The organism is Bacillus mycoides (assembly GCF_001757995.1).
GTDB classification, from domain to species: Bacteria; Bacillota; Bacilli; order Bacillales; family Bacillaceae_G; genus Bacillus_A; species Bacillus_A mycoides_B.
The window spans coordinates 1-12,130 of the sequence record NZ_LXLV01000086.1; the positions used below are offsets into that span (position 1 = coordinate 1).

Genomic DNA, 12,130 nt, shown 5'->3' on the forward strand with positions numbered 1-12,130 from the left:
CAATTATTATGAACGGTGTGTCATTTCACGTGTAGTTTTGCGTGTTACTTTCATTTTTTTCATCTCCTCTCAAATCTTCAGCTTGAAATTACATCCAATTTTTTAATCAATTATTATGAACGGTGTGTCATTTCACGTGTAGTTTTGCGTGTTACTTTCATTTTTTTCATCTCCTCTCAAATCTTCGGCTTGGAATTACATCCAATTTTTTAACCAATTATTATGAACGGTGTGTCATTTCACGTGTAGTTTTGCGTGTTACTTTCATTTTTTTTCATCTCCTCTCAAATCTTCAGCTTGAAATTACATCCAATTTTTTAATCAATTATTATGAACGGTGTGTCATTTCACGTGTAGTTTTGCGTGTTACTTTCATTTTTTTCATCTCCTCTCAAATCTTTGGCTTGAAATCGATTTATATTAATAAATCAATCCAATGAATCAATCTAATCTGTGAATAAATCCATCAATACGCTTATTATTTAGAAAAATTATCTTCACCTTCTTTTATTATTATTTTGAAAAAAAGGAACATAAACCTCTTAATGGTATTGCAGGTTATTTTTTCCTTAGTGCCTTTGTAGAATATCACGGAATTATCTGAATTTCAACAACATTTAATCTTTTTTTATAAATATTTACAGATTTTTTCAAAACTTATGAATCTTGAGTTATTATTTCGGAATTACAAGTTATGTATTTTAAAATTTAATCCATATAAAAATTAATACACAATTCTTAAAATTCAATAATGTATCAGGGCTATTTTATTATTTACTTCATATATATATTTTTTGAAATTAAGATTTATTTCAATCCAATATCTAAAATTAATTGGTTCTTTTATATTCGATTTCATACCCTGAATTAAATAAAATACATAAATTCTAATCAATCTATTGAAAATTTAACATTTAATTCATTTTTTAAAAAATATTGACTTTTCAAAAGAATATTTATATAGTTTTCTTAATATTCCATATAATTAATGATCTAATTACCTGAAAATAGAACATTAAAGTTTTGTTAAATATTATACTGAAAATTAATTATTAGTATTGATATTAAAATCTTAACGACTGGGAGACATAATTAAAGAGGGGTGAAATATTTGCACTTACTTCATAGTGAAATACCTATTGATGGTGTTCATTTTCTTTCTTTATATACAAGATAAAAAAGCAAGTAAACAAACGTTCTATTACAAAATATATATACTATAGTTTCTTAGCTTAAAATATTTTCTGACACAAGAGCAAAAACTAAGCATGATAACATTACAAATTATTTAAACTGGGGTGAAATATTTTGAATAAATTATTAGTATCCGATCAAACTAATAAAATTGATAAAGTAGATAGCATTACTGACAAAGAGTTCTTAACGAATTACGCACTTAAGAGCAAGCCGGTATTATTAACAGGAATAATTGATAATTGGAAAGCAACGAAAGAATGGTCATTTGACTATTTTAAAGAAAAATATGGAGATACTATTATAACTATCCATACATGTAGACCTCCAACTAATACAGAATTGTACGAAACTAGTTTAGGGGAATATATAGATTACATAAAAAAAGGTGATTTTGAGGATAATCCATGGTATTGTGATTGGACATTCACGGAAAATACACCTGAAATTAGTGAAGAATATCAAGCTATAACAGCATTCGGCGATAATTGGATCGATAATATACCAAAAGGAATATTAAATGAACCTAAATGGATTTACATAGGACCAAAGGGTTCAGGTACTTCTCTACATATTGACTTTTGTATGACAAGTGCTTGGAATGCAGTTATAGTAGGACAAAAGAAATGGGCATTCTTCTCTCCAGATCAAGCTCCTTACTTATATGATGGAGAAGTAGATGTATTTAATCCAGACTTCGAAAAATTTCCATTGTTTAAAAAAGCTCAGCCTATTATTGTTACACAAAAAGCAGGGGAAGTTATGTATACACCATCAGGATGGTGGCATCAGGTTGTAAATGAAGAGAGTGGGATTTCAATAACAGAAAATTATATCAATTCCACAAATGCAGATGTGTCTTTATGGCCTTATTTAAAATCTGTTATCAAAAAGAATGATTGGAACGTCCAAGATTAAATAGTCGAAAGATTGAATCTCAAATATCAAAATACTTATAAGACGTAATAAGGTATTTGAGATGGTACTGGTACAAACATTTTTTGAAGATAAAGAGAGTTGAAGAGATTCCTAATGGATGCAATAGTTTGATATACATATATAAATTCAGAATATACATATAGAATATATCCTAAAGAAATAATCCAAATCTTTTAAAAAACTACAGTTTGATTTTAATTATCATTAATAGGAATTATGTGAAAAAGCTAGTCTAAATCTAGCTTTTTCCTTTTTATTTATACTTTCTTTATTTGTATTGTTTTCAATTTATATTTTTCTAATGGATTTTGAGGGTAATTGGAAATTCGCACTAAAATTAATGATTAAGGGGGAATAAATGTAAACTAATAGTCGGAAATTTATATTGAATTTTCATTAAAATATTCAAATGTATAATAAATTATAAAAAATATTGAAGAAAAAATAGAGAAGAGGGAATACTGTATGACTAGTTTAAAAAATGTTCTTGAGCTTGATTTTGCATATTTTGAAACCTTTACTAGCCAAATAGAGAAATCATGGGGTTCTATATTTTGTAATGAAAATAACCCATATTATTATGATGCAAATCATGCACATGTAAGTGTAGTAAGTTTAAATCCACAAATGATAGTAGATGAAGTAGTTCATTTCTACAAGAATAAAAATATAGTACCTAGATTTTATATATACAACTTAGATATGCAAGAAAAACTGATTTCTGAATTACAAATAAGGAATTTTGGATTCGAAGAATTAATACTTCCAATCCAATTATGGAATAAGGAATTAATTAAAAAAGATAAAAATGAAAAAGTTACTATTGAAAGGGTATCTGAATTAAATTTTGAAGAAGCTTTAGATATTCAATGTAATATAAAGGAGCTTGGAGGCGGCGAAGTTAGAAAAAAGGCTTTTCAAGAGGAATTCCAACATCCAGCATTTACTCACTATCTGCTTAGATACAATGGAGTAGCATGTTCCATCGCTTGTATTTTTGAACATGAGAAACAGGCCCGAATGGAAAGTGTAGCTACAATTGAAAAGTTTAGAGGTAAAGGATTAATAGGTGAACTTATTCATTTTATTCAATGTGAAGTAATGAATAGAGGACTAGATAATCTTTGGGTGATTCCAATAAATGAAAAAGTAGAAAAAGTGTATGAGAAGTATGGATTTGAAACAGTAGAAAAAATTAAGACAGGACATGCATTTTTAGAAGGAAAAAGTATTAAAGAAATTCACAAGGGATAGAAAAAATCAACTCATTTTGTTTTTAAGAAATATTTAGTTAACAAGTGTAGTAAAAATAAACTAATATCCATTTTCATACATTCACAAAATCTCTCAATTATCGTTTGAATGAATAGAATCCACTTTTATCTATACTTTATATTTCTACTTTACTATTAATCCTTTAATCTTTCTTAGTATATTGAACCCTGGCAATTACTAACAATACAAACTTAAGAACTACCCTAAAAATTAACTTCTATGGCTACTAAAAGAGCAAAAACATAGTGCTAAGTTGTCACTTTATCCAAAAGAATTGTGTTATAATATTTACAGAACATATGAATAGGATAACAACTACCTGCTGTTGGCAAGTAGCAATTTATCTAATAAAAAGATCACCTGTTTCCAAGACAAGTGATCTTTTTATGTACATTTCCTATACTACTATTAATTTGAAATGAGGTTTAATTAGAAATATTTTTCAATACTACAATAAAAGAGTTGAAATGATAAATATATCTCTTCAGCCCCCCTGAAAATCTATCAACGATTGTTTAATATATTTTTTAATTCCATTATAGAAGACTTTTCTAATTCTATTTTTTATATGGATTTTCTAAAATACATGTAGTTCCTGGAAATGATATTATTACTGCACTTAATTCTTTACTATCACGAAATCTTCCATTGTTCCCCATCTTTATTTCTTTCCTTCAATCCCATCACTAATACTATGAGATTCGAATACAGAAGCTTCCTTCCATCCATAAAGCGCATACCATATCTCCCCAGAAGTAAACCTATCTCTAAATGTTCTTAGTGGATGCACATTTTCTTTGCCTAGTCTTAAACTCCAAAACTCATCTTGAAAATCCATCCAAATTATTGAAACAACTAAAAAATAAATTTTGTTTCGTTTTCAAAGAAAGTGACTGTTTACATTGGTTTGTAATCGATCTCAAATAAGGTATCTATACACTTTGATATTAAATACAATCTTGTTTATTATTCGACCTTTTAGATAGTTTAGATGAATTTATCAGCGAACTGGGATGGAACAATGATTTTTTTGAAAGTTATTGCATATATTTTATTAAGCAACGGAGTATTCAAGTTTGTCTTAGCAGGAATAGTCGTCATTATAAAGAAACACATGATAATTGCAAATATAAATTTTTTATTGATTATGTAATAGTCTACTTTATTTTTGTTCTTTATGGGAAACAAAGGATATCCTTTTTACAAGTACTTTTAACTTTTAGTGTCGGCAATTTCAATCACCTAATTAAGAAAATTTCTGTATGTACTACAAATGCGTATACATCTACAAGGGATAAAGATCTGGTAATAACAAGAGTGAATTGTAAGGAAAACAAGGGGAGTGAAGGAACCATGATACATCGATATGAAATAGAATTTTCAATAATGTATGGTGGCAAAGTAACAAACTTACAATCTACAATCATTCCAGCAAGTTCTTTAGAAGAAGCAAATGAAAAATTACAGTCAGAAGTAAAACGACGATTAGGTACATGTCGCGTGAAAATTGATACTGCAAGTTTATGTAGTTCAGAGGATGGTCGATATATAATTGAACCAAAATGAAGAGAAAAGTCTTGTGATAAACAAGACTTTTTATTTTTCATTTAAAAATTTGAAAAAGAGTTTTCCATTGATTTTGTATTTGTTAATAATAGATTTCTTTCACTAACGGACCCTTTGAAATTTCCATTCATTAAATACGAACAATAAATGAAGTTTATAGTAAATACGCACTGTTAAATCCCTATAAAATTATTCAAACCCTTATGTATGTTGAAATAAGAGTTTGTTTGCATGTTTATCACTCCTTTTTGTACAATGAAAGAAACACATATTATGAAATGGGGAGAGGAAAACCCATGACCAACCAACAATTAGTGAATTTACGCATTGATTTTGCTTTTAAACAATTATTTGGTACAAGTGGAAATGAGGATATTCTAATTGCGTTTTTAAATGCAATGTTACAAGGTTCTTTAGAATCCCCTATTGTTTCTTTGCAATTAGAAGACCCACACTTGCATCGAGAACATGAAGAGGATAAATTATCGATTTTAGATATTTCCGCAACATTAGATACGGGAACGAAGGTAAATGTGGAAATACAGCTAAATAATAATCATGATATGATTAAGAGAAGTTTATATTACTGGGGAAGGCTATACACGTCCCAACTTCAAAAAGGAATGCCATATAGTTCTCTCCATAAAACAATTACGATTAATTTGTTAAATTTCGTTATGTTTTCTGAATACGAGGAATTCCATACAACAGGAATTCTATGGAATCAACAACAACAGAAAGTATTAAGTGATGATATAGAAATTCATATTGTAGAGATTCCAAAACTCATGCAACAGTGGCGGAATGAACAAGTAAATCCCTGGGAAGACTCGTTTGTTCGTTGGTTGTTATTGCTTCCAGCGAATGAAGATGAGCACTTAACCCAAACATTGGAGGATATTGCGATGAACCAAGACCCTATTTTACAAAAAGCAATGAATAAATGGGAACGTATGAGTCAAGATTCTTCTTTCCGACAAGCGTATGAAGCAAGGGAAAAAGCTCTCATGGATGAGGCCGCTAAGTTCGCTCATGCAGAGCAGCAAGGGATTAAAAAAGGAATAGAAGAAGGTAAAATGCAACTTATTCGTGGTATGTACAAAAATGGAATGCGAATAGAAGATATTGCAAGGTTTACAAATTTACGTATTGAAGAGATACAAGAAATTTTACAATCATAAATAAATTAACAAATAACACCAACTGATATATCTGTTGGTGTTATTTGTTAATTACCACCATAATTTTTAAGTGTATATTTCTAACCTACATCTGGTTCATTAATATGATAACCAGCGTTTCTATCTGCCTATTTATTAAACTTCGTGATGTTTCCAAAATACGAAGCACTTCACACTACAGGAATCTTATGGAATCAGCAACAGATACTAAGTGATGACATAGAAATTCATATTGTAGAGATTCCACAACTAATTCAACAATAGCGTAATGAACAAATTAATCCTTGAGAAGATTCCTTTGTTCGTTGGTTATTACTACTACCAGCGAATGAAGATGAACACTTAACCCAAACATTGGAGGAGATTGCGATGAACCAAGATCCAATTTTACAAAAAGTAATGAATAAATGGGAACGTATGAGCCAAGATTCTTCTTTCCGACAAGCGTATGAAGCAAGGGAAAATTCAAATGATTAAAGGTATGCATGAACTTGGTGTACCAATTGAAACGATTGCAAAAGCCAGTAAGTTAAGCTCGGAGGAAGTAGAAATGATCTTGAAAGTAAAGTAAATATAAAAACTTACAGAACTTATGTTAAATACAAATTTGTATACTATTCATGAGAAAAAGTGAGGGTGATGCGTATATTCTCTGTGAATGTTAGTTCAGTCTCTTTGATGATCTTAGAAATATACTGAGATAGATAATTTTCTCTGTAGGAAGTATGATTATTTGTTTGAAATATAGTCCCACCGTTTTTACTTCCACTATCAATAGGCAATCTCCTGCGTACACGAAACGCAGCTATACGATTATAGACTTCTTCATTAATAGAAATAATCCTCTCATCATCACCTTTTGTAGCAAACGTTAAATAATAACGGTCATGCATTGAATCGTCTTCAAGGTCTTCCCACTTTGCGTGGGATACTTCTGCCACACGTAAACCAGTTGTCGCTAGAAATGATAATAGAGCGTAATTGATTTCGTTATTTTGATAATAACTTAGTAGTTGTTTTACTTCCTCAGAGGATAATTCTCGCTTTGGTTTATGATGTTTCCCTACGGTTGTACTTAATATCTCTACATGAAGAGGTTGCTGACTATATTGGATCTCATATAACCATCTTAAATAAGAACGTAACACCAAGCTTTCGACTAATTATAGACACTATATACTTTATATTTTTCTTTTGATTGGTAGGAGATTGCCTCTCGTGACAACCATTTTTGGTAATTACGGATATGCCGTTTTCTAAGGTTCCTCCAAACTTGGCCAACTCCATTATCCTTCACATCCTGCTGTAGAAATTCTGCATTTTGTTTGATAAAAAAATAGAACTAGCTTAAATCACATGCATATAGAGTTCTGTATATTTTCTATACAACAAATGAAATCCAAAGATGGATTTCATTTGTAAATTTAAACACAAACACCATTTTTAACGATATAATCCTCCTCGCAATGTTCTCCTTTAAATGCCGGGTGTTATCTACTATTTGTATTTTTTATAAATAGTGCACATACTATAGTCGACTGTTTAATCTAAGGAGAACTACTCATGTATATAAATCACAATGGTAAATTTCATATCAGAAATTATCATATAAAAACTGATATTTTTGTAAAAGGGATATTGTAAATATTTTTGAAATTTTATACCTTATCTATCACCCAAAAATACTTTACAAATGAAATGTAAATGAACTTAAATTAGTGTTTTTAAGACCGTAGTTCAATAACAAAATGGATTTATATATATTTACATGAAAGTTGGAGAAAATAATGTTTAATTCTAAGTACAATCCAGATAAAACTAATTTTGAAAAACATTCTGGAACGCCAAATCTTTTTTTTGACTCGCGAGATAATATTTCTTTCAAAAAAGACGATAATAATATTATTTATAAGGTAACGGGGACACAATTACCAGCAATGGTTGATGGAGCTTTTGCAAATCTTTTTCTTACTAAAGATAATGTTAGGGAACCACATTGGCATCCTAATGCATGGGAACTAAATGTTGTAGTATCTGGAAAAATAATTTTTTCCATTCTTGATCCTAATACTAAACAAGTACATCATTATCCAGCGACTAATGGCCAAGTAGTATTTATACCCATGGGATGGTTGCATTGGGTTACGGCTGTTTCTGACAAAGTACATCTTCATATTTTCTTGAATAATGAACACTTTGAAACGCTCGATGGTTCTGACATGCTTAGATTGATGTCTCCAGAATTATTTCAAGTAACTTATAATATTGATGCTAAACAAATAAGTGAAGCACTAGCTCCGATAACTAAATCAGTAGTGATTGGACCGCCAATCTCATAACCAATTTTGCTATATTATTACTTTTTCAGATTACATCTAAACCACTCAATTATATGAGAACGTGTAACATGTCTGTTCTTAAAAGAATATTGTCCATAACATAGCGGTGTCGTCACTAGTGTCCGCGTTATATAGAATTGAGGAAATTGTACCACCAGTAGATTACTTGATATTCCATTCGTCGTAGTTGGAAGAGCCAACCCAGCCAGTGGACATTGCAAGCCATTTACAATTTACAGTATCTACATGATAGTAGATATAATTACAGACAGAACCCGAACAAACCCTTATGTTGTAGAATACCGGCGGAAAATCGGGAGTTGCTGATGTAGCAGAAGCTAAGGCGATTGCATCCACAACTCCTTTGAAATAATTTAGAATTTCCCCTTCTATATCTTGGGATGAAGCACAGCTGAATTTGATCAATATGTTCTTTATATATAATTTTTCAGGTACAGTATTAATAGCTTAAAAGGTAACTGCTAAATTAGTCCTAATTTCTATAACAACAAAATTAGGACTAATCAGTTATTGGAAACATTACATATTAAGCATAGGGATGAACATACTATTTATGTAAAAATTTCGTATCTACTGAGAGGGGAAAACTATGCGATTAGAAAAGAACAAGGAACAGATTCCAGTAAATCTCGATCCAAGACTACAAAGGATTATTGCAAAAAGTCAGCAGGATATGGATACCCTAGGAATTACTACAGCAGAGAAAGAAATATCTGTAATCGCAAAAGTGAAGGATCTTTATGCTTGGAGCACTATTCCGGGGGTCCTTCAAACTAATGATATCACTATGGCACCAGATAAATCAGGTCGAATCGTGACAGCTAAAGTTGAATTGACTGAATTGGAGAAGATACGACAGTCACAAGTTGTGTTAAGCTTGAAAGCCGTTAGACCAGTAAAACCTTTGTTAAAAAGAACAATTGAAGAGATTGCTGCAAGGAGTAATCTCCTACCACCAGGTGCTGCAAAGGATTATGGAGGTCAGGGCATAGTGGTTGGGATAATAGATGACGGTTGTGATTTTGTTCACCAAAACTTCCAAAATCAAGACAAATCAACACGGATACTAGCTATCTGGGATCAGAGTGCGGAGAAAAGCACCGATAGTTCTGTTGAATATGGGAGAGTCTTTACTAGTGATCAAATCAATAGTGCATTGAATTCTCCTCAGCCATATAAAACCTTGGGTTATCCTATAATCCCCTTTGACCCAGAAGCTCCAAGGCATGGTACACATGTAATGGATATTGCCGTTGGTAATGGGCGTATTACTGGTATCCCCGGTGTGGCTCCTAATGCAGATATAGTGTTTGTACAAGCTTTTCCTAGTGATATTCCTTGGATAGGGGAAGAAGTTGTTAATTCAACGCTTGGAGACTCTAAACAGATTCTTGATGGAGTAAAATTCATTTTTGATTTGGCTGGAGAGCGACCTTGTGTAATTAATATTAGCCTAGGAACATATGGTGGTTCACATGATGGAACATCCCTTGTTGAACAGGGGATAGATGGTCTTTTAATTGAAAAACCTAATCGTGCCGTAGTTATTGCGGCTGGTAATTCATATAACCACGGTATTCATGCTGAAGGTTTAGTACCTAATGGAGGTTCTTTTGATCTTCACTGGAAAATAAATGATAAAGATTTTACGTTTAATGAGCTTGAAATATGGTATAAAGGTGAGGATGAGTTCCTTTTAGAGCTCATTAATCCTGAAGGAGATAGTATCGGCAAGATTAATCTTGAAGAAAATTGTAAAGTACTGGACGATCAAGGGAACACCTTGGTGTTTATGGCAAATCGAAAAAACGACCCAAACAACAATGACAATGAAATAGGTGTTTTCCTAGAGAAAGGAATACCCACAGGTACTTGGACAGTTCGTCTCCATGGCACAAGAGTAAATCATGGTGCTTTTCATGCTTGGATTGAAAGGGATCTTCCTCGTGGTCAATCTAGCTTTATTTCACCTCAAAATAATACGCATACTTTAGATTCAATCTCTTGTGGACATAAAAGTATTGTAGTGGGTGCCTATGATGCACATGTCCCTGATACTCCTATTTATATATCTTCAAGTGCAGGACCAACACGTGATGGTCGACAAAAACCAGAGATTAGCGCACCGGGTCATGCTGTAATAGCAGCAGCTTCTGGCACATTAAATGGTGTGACAAAGATGTCAGGTACGAGTATGGCGGCACCAGCAGTATCAGGTGTTATTGCATTAGTTCTTGCTGAAGCTCAGGCTAGTTGTATCAATCTCAGCATAGACCAAATCCGAGAAATTATAAAGAATGCAGCAAGGAGAAATCCACCAGATGGTCAAGGATGGAATAATCGATACGGTTTAGGAAGAATTGATGCAAGTAAAGCCGTAAAAGCCGTAAAAACAGTAACAACAGTTGATAATTAGAAAGAACCTGTTACGGTTCTTTCTTAAAATTGTTTTGGATACCGAAATACATTTTATTCCAATACCCAAAACAATAACAACATCTATTGAATAAATTTCCCCACCAATCTAAGTAATTTATTGATGGTCATTCATTTTAAATAAGGGGAAATTACTATAGGAAATATCGATAAATTATATTAGGTGTTAACTAAAACCTAACGTTTTTTATTATTATTTCCATTAGATTTTCAACGAGCCTACGCATCTCAACAGTAACATTCAAAGTGCCTCATCTATCTTCCTTTTTATATGTAAAATATTAGCTTCTTGCTTGAACACACGCCTGAGACTCCACAATAGTTAGATAACTATTAATTATTCCTTACCAGCATCATTAATTTTATCGTCAATGATTTGAGAACGAAAGTAGGATTTGTGGCGGCCTCTAGATTAAGAACAAAGGCTTTTTCCCCTTTATATAGAAGTTTCTCATTTCCAACATTTACATTTTTTCATTTAACTTTATTCGAGTATAGGAATTAAATTTCCTCCATTCAAAATACATGGAAACTGTTCAAAATCCATTTGTTTTAATCCATTAATAATTTATGTCTAGCCGTGTTTGAGAAGTTGACTTCGAATCATACCTGATGCTGTGCGTAAAGAATTCCCTTCAATCATACTCTGAAGAAGTATAACTGTTTATGAGGAAGGGGGGATATAATGGTGTAATTATAATAGATGGGGATTTTAATTTGGAACAATAAAGGACCAACCGTCAATTCAACTAAGCGATAGGTACAGTACTAATATAACTTTCCTACATCCATAATGGTTACAACCGTTCCCCGGTGGAATACCGTGAAACGGTTGCTGCATTATGGCCTTTTTATAGTTGTCTATTTAACGAGATTAAACTTTTTTCATTAATTTACTTGATTATTGTCACAATTTGTTTCCACTTTTTCAATCTGTTCGATAACTTGTTTCAAATATTGCTTATATTGGTTTAAAGCAGTAGGTAGGTTTATTGAGCCAGTTTGATTGTTAGTTGTGAAACCCTGCCCAGCATTTTGTCCACCGTTACACACCAATTGAGAAATCAATGGTGTCATAGGCGTTACAACAGAGATTACCGGTAGGCATTGACCACCAGCCGCAATATTAGTTGCAATCGGATTAGCAGTGAAACCCTGCCCAGCATTTTGTCCACCGTT

The 12,130-nt window shown here is 31.9% G+C and carries 7 protein-coding genes and 2 pseudogenes; 7 read left to right on the forward strand and 2 right to left on the reverse strand.

From position 1 onward, the window contains the following. Nucleotides 1-1,308 precede the first annotated feature (1,308 nt). The 5 genes and pseudogenes from BWGOE10_RS27835 to BWGOE10_RS32230 form a co-directional block, all read left to right on the forward strand. On the forward strand, nucleotides 1,309-2,112 hold the full coding sequence (locus BWGOE10_RS27835) for a cupin-like domain-containing protein (RefSeq protein ID WP_070146089.1): 804 nt from the start codon (nucleotides 1,309-1,311) through the stop codon (nucleotides 2,110-2,112). Nucleotides 2,113-2,598: 486 nt separating this feature from the next. Beyond that, a complete protein-coding gene (locus BWGOE10_RS27840) occupies nucleotides 2,599-3,387 on the forward strand; it encodes a GNAT family N-acetyltransferase (RefSeq protein WP_070146090.1) in 789 nt (262 codons plus the stop codon). Between the two features lie 1,374 nt (nucleotides 3,388-4,761). Next, nucleotides 4,762-4,974 carry a hypothetical protein gene (locus tag BWGOE10_RS27845; protein ID WP_070146091.1) on the forward strand — a complete coding sequence of 71 codons (213 nt, stop codon included), beginning with the start codon at nucleotides 4,762-4,764 and terminating at the stop codon, nucleotides 4,972-4,974. A gap of 296 nt (nucleotides 4,975-5,270) precedes the next feature. Then, on the forward strand, nucleotides 5,271-6,155 hold the full coding sequence (locus tag BWGOE10_RS27850) for an Rpn family recombination-promoting nuclease/putative transposase (RefSeq protein ID WP_070146092.1): 885 nt from the start codon (nucleotides 5,271-5,273) through the stop codon (nucleotides 6,153-6,155). Nucleotides 6,156-6,287: 132 nt separating this feature from the next. Further along, nucleotides 6,288-6,726: pseudogene (locus BWGOE10_RS32230) on the forward strand (PD-(D/E)XK nuclease family transposase); the annotation flags it as partial. A gap of 55 nt (nucleotides 6,727-6,781) precedes the next feature. Here the strand turns inward: BWGOE10_RS32230 and BWGOE10_RS27860 are convergent. Continuing rightward, nucleotides 6,782-7,527, reverse strand: a pseudogene (locus BWGOE10_RS27860) (tyrosine-type recombinase/integrase); the annotation flags it as partial. A 415-nt stretch (nucleotides 7,528-7,942) separates the two neighbouring features. On the opposite strand from BWGOE10_RS27860, the gene BWGOE10_RS27865 reads away from it, so the two are divergent. After that, nucleotides 7,943-8,494: a cupin domain-containing protein gene (locus BWGOE10_RS27865; RefSeq protein ID WP_070146093.1), complete on the forward strand. Its 552-nt coding sequence runs from the start codon at nucleotides 7,943-7,945 to the stop codon at nucleotides 8,492-8,494. A gap of 610 nt (nucleotides 8,495-9,104) precedes the next feature. After that, nucleotides 9,105-10,931 (forward strand): S8 family peptidase, encoded by a 1,827-nt coding sequence (locus tag BWGOE10_RS27870; protein WP_070146094.1) that lies wholly within the window; start codon nucleotides 9,105-9,107, stop codon nucleotides 10,929-10,931. A 908-nt stretch (nucleotides 10,932-11,839) separates the two neighbouring features. Here BWGOE10_RS27870 and BWGOE10_RS33040 read toward each other — a convergent pair. Continuing rightward, nucleotides 11,840-12,130 (reverse strand): hypothetical protein (locus BWGOE10_RS33040; RefSeq protein WP_171903156.1); only part of this gene is annotated, 291 nt, incomplete at its 5' end.